Annotated in this window: 19 protein-coding genes; 8 read left to right on the top strand and 11 right to left on the bottom strand. The window is 33.6% G+C overall.

Annotated features, from left to right (window positions below; genetic code table 11):
• The first annotated feature begins 18 nt into the window (after positions 1–18).
• A complete protein-coding gene (locus tag T410_RS17210; RefSeq protein WP_051929372.1) occupies positions 19–3,741 on the top strand; it encodes a T9SS type B sorting domain-containing protein in 3,723 nt (1,240 codons plus the stop codon).
• A 1-nt stretch (position 3,742) separates the two neighbouring features.
• Here the strand turns inward: T410_RS17210 and folK are convergent, their stop codons facing one another.
• Positions 3,743–4,879: a 2-amino-4-hydroxy-6-hydroxymethyldihydropteridine diphosphokinase gene (gene folK / locus T410_RS07210; RefSeq protein WP_035669985.1), complete on the bottom strand. Its 1,137-nt coding sequence runs from the start codon at positions 4,877–4,879 to the stop codon at positions 3,743–3,745.
• A 137-nt stretch (positions 4,880–5,016) separates the two neighbouring features.
• On the opposite strand from folK, the gene sppA reads away from it, so the two are divergent.
• Together sppA and T410_RS07200 are read left to right on the top strand one after the other, a co-directional pair.
• A complete protein-coding gene (gene sppA / locus T410_RS07205) occupies positions 5,017–6,777 on the top strand; it encodes a signal peptide peptidase SppA (protein WP_035669984.1) in 1,761 nt (586 codons plus the stop codon).
• 184 nt (positions 6,778–6,961) lie between these two features.
• Complete coding sequence (locus T410_RS07200) at positions 6,962–9,601, top strand: AsmA family protein (protein WP_035669983.1); 2,640 nt, start codon at positions 6,962–6,964, stop codon at positions 9,599–9,601.
• A gap of 226 nt (positions 9,602–9,827) precedes the next feature.
• Here the strand turns inward: T410_RS07200 and T410_RS07195 are convergent, their stop codons facing one another.
• Positions 9,828–10,622, bottom strand: a complete 795-nt coding sequence (locus tag T410_RS07195) for a DUF2797 domain-containing protein (protein WP_035669977.1) — start codon at positions 10,620–10,622, stop codon at positions 9,828–9,830.
• 95 nt (positions 10,623–10,717) lie between these two features.
• On the opposite strand from T410_RS07195, the gene T410_RS07190 reads away from it, so the two are divergent.
• On the top strand, positions 10,718–12,241 hold the full coding sequence (locus T410_RS07190; protein WP_035669974.1) for a GH3 auxin-responsive promoter family protein: 1,524 nt from the start codon (positions 10,718–10,720) through the stop codon (positions 12,239–12,241).
• A gap of 215 nt (positions 12,242–12,456) precedes the next feature.
• On the opposite strand, the gene serB is transcribed toward T410_RS07190, so the two are convergent.
• The 8 genes from serB to T410_RS07150 all read right to left on the bottom strand — a co-directional run bounded on the left by serB (position 12,457) and on the right by T410_RS07150 (position 19,543).
• The gene (serB, locus tag T410_RS07185; protein ID WP_035669971.1) at positions 12,457–13,695 is read right to left on the bottom strand and encodes a phosphoserine phosphatase SerB; all 1,239 of its coding nucleotides are present in this window, start codon (positions 13,693–13,695) and stop codon (positions 12,457–12,459) included.
• Positions 13,696–13,876: 181 nt separating this feature from the next.
• Positions 13,877–14,311, bottom strand: coding sequence for a VOC family protein (locus T410_RS07180; protein ID WP_035669968.1), 435 nt, complete (start codon positions 14,309–14,311; stop codon positions 13,877–13,879).
• Between the two features lie 23 nt (positions 14,312–14,334).
• Complete coding sequence (locus T410_RS07175; protein WP_035669966.1) at positions 14,335–14,775, bottom strand: SRPBCC domain-containing protein; 441 nt, start codon at positions 14,773–14,775, stop codon at positions 14,335–14,337.
• Between the two features lie 29 nt (positions 14,776–14,804).
• Entirely contained in the window at positions 14,805–15,218 is a 414-nt protein-coding gene (locus tag T410_RS07170; protein WP_035674230.1) for a VOC family protein, read from the bottom strand.
• 4 nt (positions 15,219–15,222) lie between these two features.
• Complete coding sequence (locus tag T410_RS07165) at positions 15,223–15,639, bottom strand: SRPBCC family protein (protein WP_035669963.1); 417 nt, start codon at positions 15,637–15,639, stop codon at positions 15,223–15,225.
• 176 nt (positions 15,640–15,815) lie between these two features.
• Positions 15,816–17,048, bottom strand: a complete 1,233-nt coding sequence (gene clpX, locus T410_RS07160; RefSeq protein ID WP_035669960.1) for an ATP-dependent Clp protease ATP-binding subunit ClpX — start codon at positions 17,046–17,048, stop codon at positions 15,816–15,818.
• Positions 17,049–17,134: 86 nt separating this feature from the next.
• The gene (gene clpP / locus T410_RS07155; protein WP_035669957.1) at positions 17,135–17,809 is read right to left on the bottom strand and encodes an ATP-dependent Clp endopeptidase proteolytic subunit ClpP; all 675 of its coding nucleotides are present in this window, start codon (positions 17,807–17,809) and stop codon (positions 17,135–17,137) included.
• Positions 17,810–18,217: 408 nt separating this feature from the next.
• A complete protein-coding gene (locus T410_RS07150) occupies positions 18,218–19,543 on the bottom strand; it encodes a trigger factor (RefSeq protein WP_035669953.1) in 1,326 nt (441 codons plus the stop codon).
• 495 nt (positions 19,544–20,038) lie between these two features.
• Between T410_RS07150 and T410_RS07145 the strand changes: the two genes are divergently transcribed.
• Together T410_RS07145 and T410_RS07140 are read left to right on the top strand one after the other, a co-directional pair.
• Positions 20,039–20,947: a hypothetical protein gene (locus T410_RS07145; RefSeq protein WP_035669950.1), complete on the top strand. Its 909-nt coding sequence runs from the start codon at positions 20,039–20,041 to the stop codon at positions 20,945–20,947.
• On the top strand, positions 20,944–21,492 hold the full coding sequence (locus T410_RS07140) for an AAA family ATPase (RefSeq protein ID WP_035669948.1): 549 nt from the start codon (positions 20,944–20,946) through the stop codon (positions 21,490–21,492). Before T410_RS07145 ends, T410_RS07140 begins: the two co-directional genes overlap by 4 nt.
• A gap of 246 nt (positions 21,493–21,738) precedes the next feature.
• Here T410_RS07140 and T410_RS07135 read toward each other — a convergent pair whose 3' ends face one another.
• A complete protein-coding gene (locus tag T410_RS07135; protein WP_238567355.1) occupies positions 21,739–22,191 on the bottom strand; it encodes a CAP domain-containing protein in 453 nt (150 codons plus the stop codon).
• Positions 22,192–22,561: 370 nt separating this feature from the next.
• Between T410_RS07135 and T410_RS16900 the strand changes: the two genes are divergently transcribed.
• Positions 22,562–22,924 (top strand): hypothetical protein, encoded by a 363-nt coding sequence (locus T410_RS16900; protein WP_152556939.1) that lies wholly within the window; start codon positions 22,562–22,564, stop codon positions 22,922–22,924.
• A gap of 85 nt (positions 22,925–23,009) precedes the next feature.
• Complete coding sequence (locus tag T410_RS07125; RefSeq protein WP_035669942.1) at positions 23,010–23,189, top strand: hypothetical protein; 180 nt, start codon at positions 23,010–23,012, stop codon at positions 23,187–23,189.
• The last annotated feature ends 356 nt before the right edge of the window (positions 23,190–23,545 follow it).

The following is a 23,545-nucleotide window of genomic DNA, read 5'->3' as shown; positions in this document are numbered from 1 at the left end:
AATTAGTACTTTTATTGAATGAAAATTAATGTTTCTTTTAAAATAATTTTAATTCTGTTATCCTTCATTCCGAAGACTATATATGCTATAAATCCTCCTGTAATTAAAGCAACGGGGAATCAAATTTATTGTCCTGGAACCTCTTTAAGTATTGTACAAACAATAAATATTGCATTCGATCCGCTTGAGCCAACTACCAATGCCGTTTATATTCAAATCTCATCGGGATATGTTTTTGGACAAGACCTCTTAACGCTTACTGGCAGCCACCCAACGGTTTTATCAACTTGGATTCCATCAGAAGGAAAGTTGAAATTGTACACCGCAACCGGGAGCAATATTCCTTATGCTGATTTTGAAGCAGCCATTGCAGATGTCAAATTCAGTAATTCCTCAACTTCACCATCTGGGAACAAAACTTTTTCAATTAGTTTAGGTTCAGGTCAACTTAGTTATTTACCAAGAAACAAACATTTTTACGAATATGTACCCTATTTAGGGATTAATTGGACAGCAGCAAAATTAGCGGCAGAAACGAGGACTTATTATGGCTTGAAAGGCTATCTAGCCACGCTAACAGCTGCCGACGAAGCTCAATTAGCAGGAGCTCAGGCGCCTGGAGCAGGATGGATTGGCGGAAGTGACGCAGCATTAGAAGGCACCTGGAAATGGGTAACTGGCCCGGAAGGACTTGCTAATGGCGGAACAGGAACCACTTTCTGGATTGGAAAAAATAATGGAACAGCAACAGCTCCATTTTATTATGCCAATTGGAACGCACCATATGAACCGAATGACTCTAACAACAATGAGGATTACGCTCACATTACTGCTATTACAGTTGGAAATCCAGGAACATGGAATGATCTTTCAGAACAAGGAGACCCACCAGGAGATTACTACCCCAAAGGCTACATTGTAGAATACGGAGGAATGGTTCCAGGCGATGTTGACAACATTCAAGTTTCGGCAAGTACTTCAATAACAATGTCTCAAATTACAACCTCAATGCCACCAGGTCCTACTTGCGGTTTAGGGACATTTACGCTTCAAGCAACCTCAACAACTGGAACGATCAATTGGTTTGACTCTGCAACTGGTGGAATTCTTCTAGGAACAGCTAACACATTTGCAACTCCAACAGTATATACAACTACGACTTATTATATTGATAATGGATGTACGACTAGAACACCAATAACAGTAACTATTAAACCATTGCCTACTGTAAATCCGGTAATAATTCCTAGTCAATGTGATGACAATCAAGATGGAATAGTAACTTTTAATACAGCTACCCTTGAGTCTACTTTAATAGGAAATCAAACAAACATAAGCGTTACTTATTTTGACCAAAACAATAACCCACTAAAAAATTCAAATGGAAATTTAATAACTAGCCCATTTCCTGCTAATTTCAAAACAACATCACAAACGATAAAAGCCGTTTTAAAAAATGCGCTGTTATGTACTAACGAAACAAGTATTAAATTCATAGTAGATGATTTACCCGAAGCTTTCCCAGTTCCTGCATCCTTAACCACAACTTGTGATGACGAACCAAACCCATTAAATCAAGATGGCAAATTTGCTTTTGACACGACTACATTCGAAGCTTTCATTCTAAAAGGGCAAACTGGAATGACAGTCAAATATTTTGATAAAAATGGAAATCCATTACCAAGCCCGCTGCCAAATCCATTTGTAACTGCAACTCAAAATGTTTTAGCAACAGTTACGAATTCATCAAATACAAGCTGTACCGCAACTACAAATTTAAATTTTGTTGTCAATCCTTTGCCAATAGTAAACGATGTAACCATTATTCAATGTGATACTGATTTGATTCCAGACGGGAAGACTCTTTTTAATTTGACGGTAAATAACAATCAAATTTCCGCAAATTATACCAATGAAAACTTTACCTATTATACTTCACAATCAGGGGCTAAAGATGGTCTTACAACCGATTTAATTTCAAATGATTTGGCTTTCGAAAACACAACACCATCAACAATGACTGTTTGGGTGAAAGTTGCCAATAAAATTAGCGGTTGCTATAGCGTTGCCAAATTAACATTAAAAGTACCTACTACTAATCTTCTTTCAACCTATAAAATCACAGTTCCGCCTGTTTGCGATGATTTTTTAGATGCTAATAACAATAATAGAGACGGGATTACAACTTTTGATTTCTCTTGGACAAAAGCCACAATACAAGCTCAATTACCTATAAATCAAGTTTACACTATAAACTATTACAGAAACGAAGCTGATGCATTAGCTGAACTCAACGTAATAGCAGATATTTCAAATTACAGGAATATTGGCTATCGTGATTCTCAAGATATTTGGGTACGGGTAGAAAGTAGTTTAAATAATGCTTGTGTTGGTTTAGGGCCTTACATTACTTTAAAAGTCGAAGCTCTACCTATTGCTAATTCAGTTGTAATTCCAAGACAATGTGATGACAATCAAGATGGAATACTCACTTTTGACACCTCTACTCTTGAATCGAAATTATTAAAAGGACAAATGCTTACCGATGTTACTGTTACTTATTTTGATCAAAACAACAATCCATTACCAAGTCCGTTTCCGAATACTTTTATAACTGCTTCACAAACAATAAAAGCTATTGTAACGAACAAGACAGTTCAAAAATGTTTTGATGAAATAAGCATCCCATTTACTGTAGACCTTTCACCTAAATCATTTGCAATTTCTTCGACCTTAACTACAGCTTGTGATGACGAATTAGATCCTTTGATTCAAGACGGAAAATTTGCATTCGACACATCAACATTCGAAGCTACTATTCTAGGAGGACAAACCGGAATGACGGTTACTTATTCTTTACCAAACGGAACTGTGCTTTCAAATTTTTCACCCACCTTTACAACAGGGACTCAAAACATTACAGCAACACTAATAAATCCACTTAATACGACTTGTACTGCAACTACAACATTAAATTTCGTTGTTAATCCAATTCCGAAAATTAACTTGAATACCAATGGTGGCGAAAATGAATTGGTTTGTTCCAATCTTCCCACATTTTTCGTTACGCTTGATGCTGGAATTCAAGACGGATCACCTATAAGTAATTACACCTATATTTGGTCAAAAGACGGAACTGTGTTGATTGGTAAAACAGCATCAACTTTGCCCGTAAACACCGAAGGAACTTATGCTGTCGAAGTAACAAATAGTTCAGGTTGCAGTAGAATAAGAACCATAAAAGTTACTGCTTCGGATTTGGCTCATATCGATAGCATTGCTATTGTAGATTTGACCGATATAAATACAGTTACCGTAAACGTAACAGGAAAAGGAAAATATGAATATAGTTTAGACGAACCAAGTGGATTTTGGCAAGACTCCAATTTCTTTGATCAAGTGCCCGCAGGAATTCATGAAGTTTTTATCAATGACAAAAATGGCTGTGGTGTAGTTAGCAAAACTATTGCCGTTATAGGCTCACCAAAATTCTTTACGCCAAATAATGACGGTTATAATGATTATTGGACTGTAAAAGGAGTGAATGAAACTTTCAATTCAAAATCAATAATCTACATTTTTGACCGTTATGGAAAACTTATCAAGCAATGGGTTCCTTCATCAAGCCAGGGTTGGGATGGTACTTTTAATGGCAATTCTTTACAGGCAGATGATTATTGGTTTACCTTAAAATTAGAAGATGGTAGAGAAGCAAAAGGTCATTTTTCGCTAAAAAGGTAAATTACTCACTAATCTTCTTTTGGATTTCATTTAAAATATAAAGGTAATCTTCTTGATTTTTTACAAAATCTCGATCAGAAACATCAATGATTAATACATTTAATTCCGTTTGCGATTTAATATAATCAAGGTAACCGTTATTAATTTTGTCCAAATATTCTGCTGGAATTTTCTGTTCGTAGCTTCTGCCTCGCTTTTTAATATTTTGCAAAAGCCGCTCTGAATTTTGATACAAATAAATATACAAATCTGGTTTTGGCATTTCTCTGTAAATGATATCAAATAGGTTTCTATACAAGCGATATTCATCCTCAGCCAGCGTTATTTTGGCAAAAATCAAGGATTTAAAAATATGATAGTCGGCTACTAAAAAATCTTTAAACAAGTCAAATTGCGCTAAATCATCTGATAATTGTTGGTACCGGTCGGCAAGGAATGACATTTCAAGCGGAAAAGCGTATCGGTTTTGATCTTTATAAAATTTAGGTAAAAATGGATTATCTGCGAAGCGTTCTAACACGGTTTTAGCATTAAAATCCACAGCAATTTTCATAGCTAATGTTGTTTTTCCTGCACCAATATTCCCTTCAAAAGCCACGTAATTAAACCGTTCTAATGCAATACTTTGCAAAGGACTTTCTAAATCTTGCACTACTTGACAAGCACTTTGATCAGGAGAAACTTCAAGTAATTCCGATATTAATTTTTTTAGAATAGGATGTTTCCAATCTAAATTTAAATCCTGAATGGGTAACAAAACAAAATTTCTATTTTGCATTAATGGATGTGGAATCTGGAGCTTTTCAGTATCGATACTGTCTTCATCAAAAGAAATCAAGTCAATATCTATAACTCGAGATTGATAGCCTAATTCTTCACTTCGAATACGACCCAATTTTTTTTCAATTTTTAAAACCTGAGTAAGAATTTTATTTGCTGAACTATAACTATGAATTACCAATGCGCAATTGTAGAATGCATCACTATCAAAACCCCAAGACGGTGTTTCATATAGTTTTGAAACTTTGATAACCGTTCCCACTTCTTGGTGTATCAATTGCAAGCAACGCTCGATATTTTCTAATCGGTTCCCTTGATTGCTTCCTATCGACAAAATAACTTGATGTTGTGATTTCATATTAAGCACAAATTAACTAAAAGAATTTTAGAATAGAAGTATCTTTGCAAAGAGTGTTGATAACTAATTCAAGAATTATAAAACCTAGAGTTTGTAACAATTCAACCACTTTTCAGACTTATTAAAAAAATATAAATATGAAATTTTTAGGAAATGTGTTGGCGACCATCATAGGTATTTTCGTCTTTTTTATGTTGTTCTTTTTTGGAATACTAATTATAGGTGCCATTTTTGGAGGTGAGTCAGAAGGAATTACCGTAAAAAGCAATTCAGTTATAGAATTAAATTTAGAAGACATAAAAAACGACTACGCCGGTAAATTCAAAGATCCTTGGGTAACTATTTTTTCTGATGGAAAAAACATAGGTCTGACTGATATTATAAGTGCTATTGAAGAAGCAAAAACTGACGATGACATCAAGGGAATTTCTATTTTGAATGATGAATCTCAATTAGGAATGGCTCAAAGCAAAGCCTTAAGGGATGCTTTGGAAGATTTTAAAAAATCAGGCAAATTTGTGATGGCTTATGCTAATTCGTATTCTCAAAAAGAATATTATTTAAATTCGGTTGCAAAACCTATTTATCTGAATCCTGTTGGAGATATGGATTTCAAGGGATTGTCTTCGGAAATAATGTTTTTCAAAGATTTTCAGGAAAAATCAGGTATAAAAATGGAAGTGATTCGTCATGGAAAATATAAAAGTGCCGTTGAACCTTTTCTGGAAAATAAAATGAGTGATGCCAATAGGGAACAAACTTCAGCTTTATTGAATTCTATTTGGAATTCAGTTGTAACGGAAATTTCAAAAAGCAGAAATATTTCCGTAGCAAAACTGAACGAAATTGCAAACGGTCTTTTGGCACGAACACCTGAGATGGCAAAAAAAGAAGGATTGGTTGATGTTATAGCTTACGAAGACGCCTACCACAATGCTATTAGAAACTTATTAAAAGTAGCCAAAGACGAGGATTACAACAAAGTAAACTTATTGGATTATACCAAAAAAGTAGTGACTACTTCAAAAAATACTGATGCCGATGATAAAATTGCCATTATTTACGCTCAAGGCGAAATTCATAGCGGTGAAGGCGATGTAGATGTTATAGGTGAAGGTTCCATGCGTCGTTCGCTACAAGAAGCCAGAAAAGACAAGAATGTAAAAGCCATTGTCCTTAGAATTAATAGCCCGGGTGGAAATGCTTTAACATCAGATTTGATTTGGAGAGAAGTCGAATTAACCAAAAAAGTAAAACCTATAGTGGTTTCGATGGGAAATTATGCCGCTTCCGGTGGTTACTATATTGCTTGTAATGCAAATAAAATTTTTGCCGAAAACAACACGATTACGGGTTCTATAGGCGTTTTTGGAATATTGCCTAATTTTAGTCAATTAACAACAAAAATAGGAGTACATGTAGAGCAAGTAAAAACGCATGAAAATGCAGCAAACTACAGCCCTTTTGTACCATTGGACGAAAAACTAAGAGCAGTTACGCTTGAAGAAATTGAACATATATATAAAACTTTTGTTACCCACGTTGCCGAAGGAAGAAAAATGACATTTGCTCAAGTGGATGCGATAGCGCAAGGAAGAGTTTGGGCAGGTTCTGAAGCAGTTAAAATTGGACTGGTTGACAAAATAGGAGGATTAAACGATGCAATACAAGAAGCTGCAATTTTAGCAAAAACTAAAAATTACGCTACACAAAACTATCCTGAATATGAGAAAAATATTAATGATCTTTTAGCTAATTTGCCATTTGCTAAGTCTAAAGAATCTTTTATTAAGGAAGAAATTGGGGAAGAAAACTATAAAATCATGCAAGAAGTAAAAAGATTACAATCTCAAAAAGGCGTTCAAGCCATGATGCCTTTTGAAATTAACATCAAATAAATTCGTTTAAAATCTTTGGAAAAATCCGTTTAGGCAATTGCTTCAACGGATTTTTTTATATCAAAAAAAGCACTACTCCTTTATTTATGAAAACATTACAAATATCCTAAACTATAATCCGTTATTTTTGTAAGAAGTAAGGCATTATTTTTGCTACACTTATAAAATCTTAAGAAATCAAATTATGCTAAAGAAAATTTTAAAAATCATTGGGATACTAATTGTCCTACTCGCAGCCGCTTTATTTGCAATTCCCTATTTTTTTAAAGATCAAATAAAAGCCAAAATCGCCGAAGCTATCAATGAAAAAGTAGATGCTAAAGTCACTTTTGCAGATGCCGATTTGAGTTTATTTAAAAATTTCCCAAACGCAAATGTGACGTTGGATAAGTTGGTCATTATAAACAAAGCTCCTTTTGAAGGCGATACATTGGTTTCATTAGGCGAACTGAATTTAAAAATGTCCATCAAGGAACTTTTTAAGGGTAAAAACGAAGCAATGAATATTGACGGAATCTCTTCAAAAAACGGGTTAATCAATATCCTATTCAATAAAGACGGAATCGGGAATTATGACATCGCTTTGAAAGATAACAAAACCAAGGATGATGGTAAAAGCAGTCCATTATCATTGAAAATTCAAAATTATAAAATCGAAAATTTCAAGTTCAGGTATTTTGACGAAAGTTCCAAAATAAAAATGGTTATCGACAGCTTAAACCATGAAGGAACTGGAGATTTTGCAGCACAGAAATTAGATTTAGTCACTAAATCTACTGCGAAAATATCATTAGACATGGATAAAGTCAATTATATGAAAAACGTCTCTTTGACTTTAGATGCGGTTTTAGGGATTGATTTAGAAAAAAGCAAATACACTTTCAAGGAAAACAAGGCTTTAATTAACCAATTACCGTTAGAATTTGATGGTTTTATTCAAATGGTCGAGGCGGGACAACAATATGATTTGAAATTCAAAACGCCAACTTCTTCATTCAAAAATTTCTTAGGAGTTATTCCGGCCGCTTATGCTTCGAGTTTGGACAATGTAAAAACAACTGGCGATTTTACAGTTATGGGATTTGCACAAGGATTGTATTCAGATACTACTGTTCCAAAATTCAAAATTGAAATTGCGTCCAATAACGCCTCATTTCAGTATCCTAATTTACCGAAATCCGTTCAAAACATTGTTATTGACACTAAAATAATTAATGAAACAGGAATTCTGAACGATACCTATGTGAATCTTGATAAGCTTTCTTTCAAAATAGATCAGGATGTTTTCAATGCTAAAGCCAATATCAAAAACATCACTCAAAATGCAATTGTCGATGCCGCTTTAAAAGGAACTATCAACTTGGCCAATCTTTCGAAAGCGTATCCTATAAAACTTGACAAACCTTTGTCTGGAGTTTTAAAAGCAGATGTAACGACAAAATTTGATATGCAATCCGTAGAGAAAAGTCAATATCAAAATATTAATAATGCAGGAACAATGAGTTTATCCGGTTTCAACTATGTGGATGAAAACGGCAAAACAATGAACATCAGCAATGCCCTTGTTCAGTTTAACCCGAGTCAAGTGAATTTAAAACAATTGAATGCAACCACTGGAAAAAGTGACATTAGCGTAACGGGAATTTTAGAGAATTTTTACGGATTTATATTTAAAAACCAAGAATTAAAAGGGAATTTCAATATGTTTTCTAAGCAATTAGCCGTGAGTGATTTCATGACAACTGGTGAAACCACTAAGACTAGCCTGAGCGACAGCGAACAGGCAAAGCAAACTAAAAAAGCCGACGCCATGAAGATTCCGGCTTTCTTAAATTGTACGCTTACCGCAAAAGCGACTACGGTTTTATATAACAATCTGACCTTAAAAGACGTTTCGGGAAAACTGATTGTAAAGGATGAAAAAGTAACATTAGATAATGTAAAAACATCCATTTTTGGAGGAACAATTGGAGTAAATGGAGCAGTTTCGACAAAAGGGAAAACGCCAGTTTTCAATATGGATTTAAAATTAAATCAAGTCGACATTGCACAATCATTTACCCAACTGGACATGTTGAAAAAAATTGCGCCAATTGCCGGAATTATCAATGGTAAATTAAATTCAAGTATCAAATTGAATGGAAATCTTGACGCAACAGAACTAACACCTGATTTAAAAACACTGACCGGAGATTTATTAGGGCAATTGCTTTCAACTACTATTAATTCAAGTAATTCGACTTTGCTAACGGCTTTGGGTTCTAATTTGAAGTTCATCGATGTAAGTAAAATCAATTTGAATGATTTGAAAGCAGCCATTACTTTCAAAGACGGAAAAGTGAATGTAAAACCATTTGACATAAAATACAAAGACATAAAGGCTACAATTGGCGGTTCGCATGGTTTCGACCAAAGCATGAATTACAATATCAAATTTGATGTTCCAGCTAAATATCTGGGTTCAGAAGCCAATGCATTAATTGCTAAATTATCTGCTACTGATGCGGCTAAATTGGAAAATCTGCCTATCAATGCTATTTTAACTGGGAACTTCACTAATCCAAAAATTTCAACCGATATAAAAAGTGCCGTTAATAATCTGACAACCCAATTAGTAAAACAACAAAAAGAACGATTGGTAAAACAAGGGACTTCGGCTTTAACTGATTTTATCAATAAAAATAAGAAACCAAGCGACACTACAAAAACGGCAACTCCTACAACAAAGGAAGAAACTACAAATGCTGTAAAAACAAAAGCAGCCGATTTATTAAACGGATTGTTTAATAAAAAGAAAAAAGCAGAAGAACCTAAAGTTCAATAATAATAATAATAGCCACTTCACAAAATATGTTACATAAACAATTTATATTAGGAATTTAACCATTAAGAAAATAAGAAAATTTAAGCGCTACACCTTAACGAAACTTAATTTCTTAATGGTTAAAAAAACTCCAAAAAAGGCATTATAAACAAAACTGTAGGTTTTCTATATTCTAAAAGCAGGAATCTCTTCTTTGATTGAGATTCCTGCTTTTTTAATGGAGTTTTTATACATTAATCGATACCACATATCCTTCGGAACCACGGATATTGAAAACTGTTCCATCATCAAAAAGAAGGTATTGTCCTTTTATTCCGGTGAGTTTTCCTTGGAACTGAGGTGTTTTATCTAAACTCAAACTATTTACTTTATTTGGATAGTGTAAAACAGGATAATGCATTTCATACAAATCATTATTTTGCAAATAGAAATACTCATGAACTTCTTTTGGAATTAGATTCTCCACCTTCAATCTTTCAGCAATTAAATCGATTTGTTCGACATTATTGGTCAACATTTTACGCCAATTGGTTTTATCAGCATAATGATTTTTCAAAGCTACCTCCGTAATTCCGGCTAAGTATCGATTGGGCACTTCCACAATAGAAATTGCTTGGGTTGCGCCTTGATCAATCCATCGGGTTGGCACCTGAGTTTTTCTGGTCACTCCCACTTTGACTTCGCTGGACAAAGCCAAATACACGATATGCGGTTGCAATTGCACTTTTTCTTCGTAAGCCAAATCCCTATCCTGAATTCCAAGATGAGCTGTACTTAACTCCGGTTTCATTATCCAGTCCCCAACAGCAGCACTAGAATAGAAACAATCATAGCAAAATCCCTGACGGAATATCTTTTTCTTCTTTCCACAATTCAAACATTGGTAGCCTACAAAATTAATTTCAAGATTTTTATTCAGCAACTGATTCACATTCAAAAAACTATTCTCAAAAACCAAATAATATTGAATTGGATTTCCAAATTCAGTTTGCATTTTTGTAAGTACACCTTCGTAAGTCATTCTTTTTAAAGTTTCAAGTTTAACACATCAAGTTAAACAAATTTTGTTATTTTTGGTAAAGTTATAATTCGTAATTCATAATTCATAATTTAAAAATGCCACTAACCATAATCAATTCGTTTGCCTCTTGGGTTCTAAAACAAAGAATTCATCAGATCGAACTTTTCCTAAAATATCCAAATGAGGTTCAGGAAGAATTGCTTATGAATTTAATTCAGTCATCCAAAAATACTGTTTTAGGCAAAGAGTATGATTATGCTTCGATACATTCGTATGCTACTTTTACTGAACGAATTCCTATTTCTACTTATGAAGAATTGCAACCGCTGATTGAGAGAACTCGTAAAGGCGAACAAAATGTCTTTTGGGAAACCCCAATAAAATGGTTCGCTAAATCCAGCGGCACGACCAATGCCAAAAGTAAATTTATTCCGGTGAGTAATGAAGCGCTGGAAGACTGCCACTACAAAGGAACTAAGGATTTGTTGTGTTTGTATCTCAATAACAACGAAGAATCAGAACTCTTTATTGGCAAAAGCCTGCGTCTTGGTGGAAGCTCTCAAATATATGAGGACAACAATACATTTTTTGGAGACTTGTCTGCAATACTAATTGAAAACATGCCAATTTGGGCTGAGTTTAGTAGTACCCCAAGTAGCAAAATTTCGTTGATGAGCGAATGGGAATCAAAAATTGCAGCTATTATAAATGAGACGAAAAACGAAAATGTAACTAGTTTTGCTGGAGTTCCATCGTGGATGTTAGTACTAATGAATAAAATGCTGGAAGAAACCGGAAAGGGAAATCTATTGGAATTGTGGCCCAATGTGGAAGTATTCTTTCACGGCGGCGTAAATTTCGAACCCTATCGAGACCAGTATAAAAAAATACTTCCCAAAAAAGATTTTAAATATTACGAAATATACAATGCCTCCGAAGGATATTTTGCTATTCAGGATTTAAATAATTCCAGTGATTTATTACTGATGCTGGATTACGGAATCTTCTACGAATTTATTCCAATGGATTCATTTGGAACACAAGATCAAAAAGTAATTCGATTGGCTGATGTGGAACTTTTCAAAAACTATGCATTAGTGATTACAACCAATTCTGGTTTGTGGCGTTATTTGATTGGTGATACCGTTCGTTTCACTTCATTGAATCCCTATCGAATACGGGTTACAGGTAGAACCAAACATCATATTAATGTTTTTGGTGAGGAATTAATGGTCGAAAATACGGATCAGGCTATAGCCAAAGCCTGTAAATTGACTCAAACGGAAGTAGTCGATTATACTGTTGCACCTATATTTATGGACGGCAAAGAAAAAGGCGCTCATGAATGGATGATTGAATTCAAAGACAATCCCTCCGACATTTCCTTATTCCAGAAAGCATTAGATGACTCGATACAATCCTTAAACTCAGATTACGAAGCAAAACGCTACAATAACATGACATTGAATCCGTTAGTTATTAATATAGCCCGAAAAAATTTGTTTTATGACTGGTTGAAACAGAAAAACAAACTCGGCGGACAACACAAAATTCCAAGATTATCAAACCAAAGGGATTATCTGGAACAATTGAAAAACATGCAGTTTCAAACCGTATAATAAAATGAAAAATGCCTTGTCCATCTTCTTAATATTAGTTTTTCTGAGTTCCTGTGGACCACATAGAATGAGTTGTGGCCCCAGAGGAATTTGTAAATCTCCCGAAAAACAATCATTAGAAAAGCCAGAAAATCTATTTCGCTTTAAAGCATAAAAAAGGCTGTACAAAAATTAATTTTTCTGACAGCCTCTTTTGTGTATTATCATTTACATATTTACTCCTGTTCCATCATATCAATATGCCTGTCATGGTATCCTAAAAGGTATAAAACACCGTCCAGCCCCAGGCTAGATATTGACGTAGCAGCACTTTCTTTTACTTTCGGTTTGGCATGGAAAGCAATTCCTAAACCTGCTAAATTTAACATAGGCAAATCATTAGCCCCATCACCCACAGCAATAGTTTGATTAATGTGTATGCCTTCTTTTAGCGCTATGGCTTTAAGATATTCAGCTTTCTTTTGTCCATCAACGATTTCACCCAAATAGTTACCCGTCAATTTCCCGTCTTTAATCTCCAATTCATTGGCGTGAACGTAATCAATCCCCAATTCCTTTTGTAAATAATTACCAAAGTAGGTGAATCCTCCAGATAAAATAGCCGTTTTATAACCGTAATATTTTAAGGCTTTCATCAAGCGATGCGCTCCTTGTGTTATAGGAAGATTTTCAGCAACGGTTTGTAGTACCTCTTCACTCAACCCTTCTAACAAAGCCATACGTTTTTTGAAGCTTTCGCTAAAATCAATTTCGCCGTTCATAGCTGATTCCGTAATGGCTCTTACCTGCTCGCCTACACCCGCTAATTCAGCTAATTCATCAATAACTTCTGTTTGAATTAAGGTAGAATCCATATCAAAACACACCAAACGTCTGTTTCTTCTATACATATTATCCTCTTGAAAAGAGATATCCACATCTAGGGTTCTGGAAATTTCCATAAAACTGGCAGTCATCGATGCTTTATCCACAATATCACCTGTTACGGATAATTGCACACAAGAACGAGGAAATTCCTCTTTTTCGATAATAGAAACTCGACCCGTTAATCTTTTGATAGAATCAATATTCAAATTTTGGTCCGACATTATTCTTGTCACAGCCGCCAATTGTACAGCTGTTAATGTTTCTCCCAAAATATTGATAATGTAACGTTGTTTGCGTTGCGCTTTCACCCAAATTTCATAATCAGCAATAGAAATTGGAATAAACTTAACTTTAATACCCAATTCATAAGCTTTAAACAATAAATCTTTTAAAACTGGTCCTGAAGAAGAACCCGCTTTTATTTCAAATAAAATACCTAAAGATAGGGTGTCATGAATATCAGCCTGTCCAATATCTAAAATAGTGGCATCATAAGTCGCTAATATCGATGTTAGACCAGCAGTAACTCCAGGTTTGTCCTGTCCAGAAACTTTTAATAAAATAACCTCTTTATCTTCTACTTCCATTTTTATTAATATAGATTTACAAGGGGCAAAAATCGGCATTCTTATGGTGATAAAAAAGAATAATGTTTGTTTTTTTAAACAATAACAAATAGTTTAAATTACCCATAAAAAAACCTGTCCAAATGAATGAACAAGTTTAATACAATCATTACAATGCAATCATCAAACTTTTCGATACTAATTATTCCTCATTTTCATCAAAATTCACCATCCAACTGATTCCAAATTTATCTACAAACATTCCAAAATAAGCACCCCAAAAGGTTTGATTCATTGGCATCGTTACCGTTCCTCCTGACGAAAGTCCATTAAACAATTTATCAGCTTCGTCTTTACTCTTAGCATTGATTGAAAGCGAAACGTTTTGTCCAAAAGCAACTTCCCCACTTGCCGAATTGCTATCACTTCCCATCAGGACTGATCCATCACCTATTGGCAATGTAACATGCATTATTTTATTTCCATCTGCTTCAGAAAGTGCTGGATGACCTTCTATTGGGGGCATATCTTTAAACTTCCCAACATAGGGGAATTCACCACCAAATACAGATTGATAGAATAGGAATGCTTCTTCGCAGTTTCCATTAAAAATTAAATACGGATTAATTGACGCCATAATTTTATTTTAAGATTACTATTTTATTTTTTCTCTGAAAGTTTCTTTACTAAATCCAAGGCTTTTGGGAATGTAGCTCTGAAATAATCAATATATTTTTCGACTGAATCCATTTTAGCTTCTAAAACAGTCTGTCCTTTATTTTCGGTTAATCGGTAGGTTTCCATAGCGCCAGCCCATTCTTGATTGGCATCATCAACAGGCATTTCCTTAAAATTTTTGATTTCACTCAAATGTTTAAACGCAAGGTATTCATTATCAATTTTCTTGTAAATAATGCTGTTCATTCCCTCCCCATTTGGAGATAAAAAATGAATTTTACTGCCTTCTTTCCAATCGCTTACTGCATATGTTCCTTCACCAAAAACAGATGTCCATTGTTGGTATGTTTCTTCATTCCATAAAACGCCCCACACTTTTTCTTTTGGAGCATTGACCTCGATTTTAAATTCCAATGTTGTCATTTTGAGTGTTTTTTAGATTAACTTAAAACCTACTGTTTGGGTACTTTACTAAAATCCATATATAACATATTCCAACGATGCCCGTCTAAATCCGCAAAACCGCATCCGTACATCCAACCTTGATTTTCGGCAGGCTTAGCGAAAACTGTTCCTCCGGCTTCTTCAACTTTCTTTGCAAATTCATCCACTTCTTCTCTACTTTCGGCATCAATAGAAATTAGAATTTCTGAACTTACCTTAGTATCCGTAATTTTATTTCGTACAAAGCCTTCAAACATTGATTCCTCGAAAAGCATAATCACAAAATTAGCAGCTCCAACTAACAAGCATGTTGAATGAGGCGTATCGTGTTGCTCATTAAAGGAAAAACCTATTTTAGTAAAAAACTCTTTTGATTTCGCCACCTCTTTTACCGGTAAATTAAGCCATATTTGCTTTGTCATTTTGTTAGTTTTTAAGGGTTGAATTTTCAACATATTTTTTAAAGTTATCCAAAATGGACTGCCAGCCTTGTTGCTGCAATGCTTCGGGATTTTCTGTTTCGGGGTCAAATAGTTCTGTAAGCACAACCCCATTCGACAGAATTTCAAAGGTAATTTTCACTTTTCTGTCATCGGCAAGTATATATTCTATTAAAGAATGGTGTTTTACATCCGTATAAGTCCCTTCAAAATCAAAACTCATTGCTCCATCTTTTGAAGCCATAGTATATTTGAATTTTCCTCCAGCTTTCAAGTCATTCTCAGCAAAAGAAGTATGCCAATCTTCAGAGGCATTGTTCCATTTCATAATATGTTTCGGAATTGTCCATAAATCCCAGACTTTTTCAATTGAAGCGTTTATTGCACTTTGTATTGTTATCATTTTAAGTTTCCTTTTAAATTTCAGCTTATAAATTTACAAAATATTTAAAGTCTACAAATCTTTTATAATCAAGAATATAGCTTTTAAAAATAATTCATAAAAAAACCTGTTCAAATGAATGAACAGGTTTTATATTTTTAGAAAAGATCAAAAATTATTCTTTATCCGAATTCAAATTATGATGCAATCTCCAAACGTTTCAATAAATTTTTGTTCAACGTTTCTTTAGCATATTCAACATCAATTTCTAATGTTTTATCATCAGAACTTGGCAATTCATACATGGCATCGGTTAAGATAGCTTCGCATAAAGAACGCAATCCACGAGCACCTAATTTGTATTCCAGAGCTTTATCAACAATAAAATCCAATGCTTCATTTGTAATGGTAAATTCAACATCATCCATCAAAAACAATTTCTCGTATTGTTTGATTAACGCATTTTTAGGTTGTGTCAAAATCGCACGCAACGTTTCTCTGTCTAAAGGATCCATGTGTGTCAAAACTGGCAAGCGCCCAATAATCTCAGGAATCAATCCAAAATCTTTGATGTCTTTTGGAATAATATATTGCAACAAATTGTCTTTGTCGATATTATCCACATTTTTAGAAGTAGAATAACCAACTGCCTGACGGTTCAATCGTTTCGAAATAATTCTTTCGATTCCATCAAAAGCACCACCGGCAATAAACAAAATGTTTTGTGTATTTACCTCAACAAATTTTTGGTCTGGGTGTTTACGTCCTCCTTTTGGTGGTACGTTTACAACTGTTCCTTCCAATAATTTCAATAAAGCCTGTTGTACCCCTTCACCAGAAACGTCACGAGTAATAGACGGATTGTCACTTTTACGTGCAATTTTATCTATTTCGTCAATGAATACAATGCCGCGTTCTGCTTTCGCAACATCATAATCAGCAGCTTGTAAAAGACGCGTCAAAATACTTTCGACATCTTCCCCAACATAACCTGCTTCTGTAAGAACAGTCGCATCAACAATAGCTAAAGGCACATCCAACATTTTTGCAATGGTTTTAGCCACCAATGTTTTTCCTGTTCCTGTTTGTCCCACCATGATGATGTTACTTTTTTCAATCTCTACCTCATCGTCAAGTTGCTGTTGCATCAAACGTTTGTAGTGATTGTAAACTGCAACCGACATTACTTTTTTAGTTTGGTCCTGTCCAATTACATATTGATCCAAGAACGCCCTGATTTCTTTTGGTTTCTTTAAAATCAAATCTCCAACTAGTTTTGAACTTCCGCTGGATTTTAATTCTTCTAAAACAATTCCGTGTGCTTGTTCGATACATTTATCACAAATATGCGCATTGATACCAGCAATCAACAAATTGGTTTCTGGCTTCTTTCTTCCACAAAACGAACACTCTAATACTACTTTTGCCATTCTTTTAGTCTAATGTCATAAAGTCAAAAGTCGTAAAGTCTCAGCTATGCTTTTGACTTTCGGACTTTTGACTTTCGACTAATAATTTATCCTCTTATTAAAACCTCATCAATCATTCCGTATGCTTTTGCTTCTTCAGCAATCATCCAATAATCACGTTCACTGTCGTTGTGTACTTTCTCGAAAGTTTGTCCGGAGTGGTGAGAGATAATTTTGTATAATTCATCTTTCAGTTTCAACATTTCGCGTAAGTTGATTTCCATATCAGTAGCAACTCCTTGCGCTCCGCCTGATGGCTGGTGAATCATTACTCTTGAATGTGGCAAAGCCGAACGTTTTCCTGCAGCACCTGCACATAACAACACCGCTCCCATAGAAGCTGCCATTCCTGTACAAATCGTTGCTACATCTGGTTTAATGTATTGCATCGTGTCATAAATCCCTAATCCTGCGTAAACGCTTCCTCCTGGAGAATTCAAATAAATTTGAATATCCTTAGAAGCATCAGCACTTTCAAGGAACAATAATTGTGCTTGAACGATGTTTGCAATTTGGTCATCAATTCCTGTTCCAAGGAATATAATTCTGTCCATCATCAATCTTGAGAAAACGTCTAATTGTGAAATATTCAACTGACGTTCTTCGATGATATATGGAGTCATGTTTTTAGGAGTCATTGCGCTTACGATTTTATCGTAATACATGGAGTTTACGCCGTGGTCCTTTGTAGCAAATTTTTTAAATTCTTTACCGTAGTTCATATTTATTAGTTCTAAGTTTTACGTAATATCTTGTTGTTCCTATTAATGCAAAGGTCATACCTATTTACAAATGATGTCAATATGTCTTATTTTTAGCCCAGATGGAAGTAGAAAGCTTTTTGAATTCCGTTTTTTAGTTTTTTTATTCTTGCAAAGCGACTGAAAGAAGCTCTTGCAGGAATTTAAAAAACTTAAACGGAAGAAAAAACTTGAAACGTACAGCTGGATTGGCTCCCGAAACTAATTGAAACAAAAGAGCGCCAAAAAATATTTTTTCTGACGCTCAAATATAACTATTTTTTATTGTTTACAATCTGTAATCAAATCATAAAATTTGAAACAACTAACGAAATTGTTTTCCGTTTTTTCAACTTTTGACTTTATGACATTTGACTTTAAGACTAGAATTTATTCTCCGTAAGACGCAGCAATAAATTCTTCGTAAGTTACTTCTTTAGTAGTAGGATTTGCTTTCTCTTTGAACAATTCCAATAATTTCTCAGCAACAACTTGGTCAGAAAGTCTTTTTACTTCGTCTTGGTTAGACAAAACTCTTGCAACAATTCCTTGAACTTCTTCGTCAGTAGGATTTGTTTGCCCGAATTGAGCCATTTGTTGTTTGATTGATTTTGTAGTGAATGTTTTCAAGTCTTCAAAAGTAATTTTGATATCGCTTGTAGCCATTGCTCTACCTTCGATCAACTGAAAACGCAATCCTCTTTCAGAACGTGCATATTCTACTTCAGCTTCTTCAGGAGATAATTTTTTCTCACCTACAGTTTGCAACCATTTTTTCAAGAATTCAGCTGGCAAGTCGAATTTTGTGTTTTCGATCAAGAAATCCTGAACATCAGCCAATAATTTTTGGTCTGCTTGTTGTGCAAATTGAGATTCAGCATCTTCCTTGATTTTTCCTTTCAATTCTTCTAGAGAAGCTACAGTTCCAGCTCCAAAAAGTTTATCGAACAATTCTTGGTTCAATTCAGCCATTTCAGTTGTATTGATCGCTTCAATAGTGAAATCTACGTCAACCGCAAGTTCGTGAACCTCATCATGACTTACTTTCAACACGTCCATCAATTGGTGTACGTCTTCAAATAAATCTTTTGTATTTACAGTCACAACATCACCTACTTTTTTACCGATAAATTTATCAGCAGTAGCTTTGTCTTTGAACATATCCAAAGAAATTGTTGTTGTGTTATTGATTTCTTTTTCTTCGTTTGTGAAAGTTCCAGTCAAATCTGCACCCGCTACAACCACTTCTTGAGGAATAGCTTTTCCAAATTGTTTTTGGATTCTTTCTACTTGACCTTCTATCAATTTATCATCAGCAGAAACCACATATTTTACGATGTCATTTTTAGCTTCTAAGTCTAAAGTGAAGTTTGGCACTAAACCAATTTCATATTCAAAAACCAATTCTTCAGTATCCCAAGAGAAATCTTCGTTTACTTTTGCAAGTGGCGTTCCAAGAAGGTTTAATCTTTCTGATTGTACGAAACGCTCTAAAGCCAAGTCAACCACTTTTTGAACTTCTTCTTGTTTGATTGCTTTCCCGTATTGTTTTTCAACAAGATCTTTAGGCACCGCTCCTTTTCTAAACCCTTTAACAGTTGCCAAAGGCATTTTTTCGTTTATTCTTTTTGCAACCTGACCTTTGTAATCCATGTGAACTACAGTCATTACAATTGTCTCAGTTACTGCGTCTATTGCTACTCTTTTAATATCCATCTTCTTCTTTAATTTACATAATAAAATTGGACTGCAAAATTATAAAATTTTTGCAACCCAAACAAGTTTTTTATTCACGTTCCCAATCCCGATCCCGAAACGTCGGGACGGAACGAAATGCGACTGAATTTTAGCCGTTTATTTGAAAAAATCACAGGTCTGAAACGGAAAATAATTTGGGCGTGTCCCTCCAGATTGCTTCGTCGTTCCTCCTCGCAACTGCGGGTCAGGCTGTACGTTACAATCTTTTATTGCGCTTCGCTTCATAAAAGGATTTTCACTGCCATCCTTCACGCGGATCGCGGTAATCAACAATATAAAGTTGCTTTTATATTTTGTAATATTTTATTTATATATTTGAAAATAGATAAAACGAAACAAAGTAGCGTGAAGCCAACCAAATTTGGGTGCATAATCGCTAATCTGTACCGGGTATACACAAGGTAGCGGTAATATTACCTAAAAACATAAAATTCAACACATTAGCACAATAATATGAAATTAGAAATAATAAAAATTGAAAATTATAAAAGTATTCAATCATTAGAATTTAGTGTTGTTGAAATAAATAAAAGTTATACATATTCACTTTTAGGAATTAATGAATCAGGAAAAAGTAGTTTTTTAAAAGCAATTTCATTAATTGAAAATTATGAAGATTTAGTTTATCCAAATGATTATTTTAATGAATCAGAATCGATTGTAATCAATTTTCATTACTTACTTGGAGAAAATGAATCAATAGCGCTTTTCAAACACCTTTCAAAAAATCATAGTTTTGAAAAAAGTATATTAGATAAAATTAAAATTGAGTTTATTGACATTGAGACTTCTTATGAAGCAAATCCTAACAAGCAGAAAGAATACATTGAGAAAATAAAATTTACTCAAAATATTTTCCCTGATTATACTGACAAAGAAGGAGTTGTTTCAAAAAAAGGACCGAATGAAAAAGAATTAGAGGATTTAAATCTAAATGATTATTTTTTAATTCACTTGCCCGAATATTTTTGGGTTTTAAGCCATAAAATCGTTTTTTGGAAACCGACACCTGAATATCTATTATTAGATGAAATTGATTTAGTTAGCTTTTCAAGAACACCAAGCCAATTTTCAGTTCCATTATTAAATTGCTTTATTTTATCGGGATTTAAAGAATCTCAAATAGAAAATGAAGTTGCAAAATTAAATTCTCCAGTTGCAATAAATAGTTTACAATCTAGATTAAGTGAATTAACAACAAAACATATAAATAATGTTTGGCCTGAACATCCAATTACAATAACTTTTCAAATAAATAATAACAAAATAACTTTATTGATTGAGGATAATGGTGTCAAATTTAAACCTAAGACTACAAATCAAAGAAGCGATGGTTTAAGCAGTTTATTTCCTTTTTATTGACAATATCTATCGAAAACTATAATAAAGGTTTATACAATACAATTTTATTAATAGATGAACCCGAAACTCATTTGCACCCACCTGCACAGATAAATCTTTTGAATGAATTAGTAAAAATCACATCTAACAGTAATGGAAATATTTTATTTTTTGCAACCCATTCAAATTATTTAATTGATAAACTCAATTTAGATAGAAACTTTAAGGTAGAAAAAGTTAAGAATTCTTATACAGATATTACAAGAATAACAAAAAAAACAAGTACATACGCTGAAGTAAATTATGAAGTATTTGGAATAAATAATAGTGATTACCATAACGAACTTTATGGCTATATTGAATCCGAAGGAAAAACAAAACTAACGTCACTTGAAAAAAGTAAAAATTGGATTGATTCAAGAAATGGGAAAGAAAAAGATGTCTCGTTATCAGAATTCATAAGACACTCTATACATCATCCTGAAAATAGCTTGAATAAAAAATTTACTGATATTGAATTAAAAGAATCTATTGAAATATTAAAAAAAATAAAAGAGACTTTATAAAAATACTCCCAGCCCCAGCTCCGCAAAGTGTTCTTTCAAAGAATAAATTTATCGTAAATGCACGCAAACTTCTCTGACTTTGCGCACACAATAATGAGCAAATAATAAATTGATGTAAAGTGTTACCGCAATATAGGATTTGGTACAAAGTCAGGAGACTTTGCACTAGCGGTGTAAATAATTATGTTAAACAAAAAAGAGACTGTCTTTCGGGGAAAAAACAGCCATTTTCAACTTAAAACTAACTTATATTTTAGCAAAGATGTTTGTGTAATAATTTCTACCTGTAACAGGGTCTTTTCTTATTGAGATTCCAAAATGCGTAAAATTACCTTCAATATTTTCTTTATGCCCCGAACTTGCCAACCATGCTTTTATAGCTGCTTGAGGAGTATTATAATTATAAGCTATATTTTCACCAACCAATTTTGCCCCTAAAACTTTTATTATATCTTCTGAACGAGAAACAAAATTATTATGATTAACTGTATTAGTAGTAATCATATAATTGTCATGTTCTTCTGATTTACGAGAGATATAATCTATTTTTTCTAATGCATTTAACCCTACACTAACTCTATAGGCATTAATTAAATTCATAGTTTCAATTTCGGATGTACTGTAACTATAATTAACTACTTTTAGAGATGCAGTGTTGGCTGATTGTACATCAGATGAGTCTGATGAGCATGAATTCATTGTAATAATTACTGTAAACATCAATAAAGCACGAAAAAAATTAGTTATCATAATAGTAAAATTTGTTATATTTTGAAAAAAAATAATTCCTATATTGACACATCTTAATTAGGAGTTATTGTCTTATTGTTAAACAAAACTACTTTGAAGCTGGAAAAAAAAATAAAACCAATCGATGAAATGCGCTTTTCTGTATTTAAAAGGTAGACAATATTACTTTGATTTGAAATTTAGAATACCAGTTCCGCAAAGTATTAACGGCATATAGGATTTGGCACAAAGTCGGGAGACTTTGCACAGCTGATAAAACTTGTTCTCGAACAAAACACGGAAACATTATACAACATACCAATAATTGAAATTAAATAAATTGACAAAGCATTTAAAATATCTGATTTCTCTCTTTCTGGCTTTTGGCCTGATGGTGAATGATGGTGCTTTAGATTCTCAATCAAATTCAGTAGATTATTATCAATTCTCGAACGTAATTCTCAGAAGAGAATTAAACGATAAGGGTTCGAAATTATATGTTTTCAATCAGACAAATTCGACTGGAGAAACTTCCTTCTTATTTCACTTAATTTACCTCCAGTTTCAAGATAGTTACAGTCTTCAAATTCCGGTTCTTCTAAAATTACAAACACTGCTTTATCAAAAAATAAATTCATTTACAGCCCAACACCTCTTTGTAAATGAGATGATTACTTCCAGAAACTCCTGTAAAATTTTATAGATAGCCTAGAAATTTCTTTTTACGCATTTATGCAATTCCATGCATAAAGAGGATACCAAATGTCTAATCATTTATCATTTACAAAATGTATAAACACAATAATAAAGCACGTTTAGAGCAATCTAAACGCCCTATTCTTTGGGCAAAAAGAAAAATTATGTTAATTATCACTGCCTTTATGATAGGAATGTCAAGCGGAATGAACGTGGGTGATCATACGATTCACGGAAATCAAAATCAAACAGAACAACATAAAAAAGATTAATTTGATTGCTTGTAAATATGTTGTACTACAGTAAATCAAAAAAGTTAGGAGTAAAATCTTAGCTTTTTTGATTTTTTAAAACACCCAGCTCCGCAAACACCCCTGACTTTGCACCTACCCTAATGACAAATAATTAGCGGGCACAAAGTGTTATAGGGCGATATAGAATTGTTATACGAATTAAAAATCTTCGTATAGTGTGGTCATTCCAAATAAAACCACCTCAATATGTGAATTATAGAACTTATTTTAAAATTTTTGTAACGGTTCGCTTTTAAAAAATGCGGATATTAGTATTGCAATAATTGCCGTTGCAAATTAATATGTAAATAAAATTTTATTGATTTTTACAGGAG

This window comes from Flavobacterium sp. 83 (genome assembly GCF_000744835.1).
Lineage (GTDB): Bacteria > Bacteroidota > Bacteroidia > Flavobacteriales > Flavobacteriaceae > Flavobacterium.
This window is presented reverse-complemented; position numbering and strand designations above follow the sequence as displayed.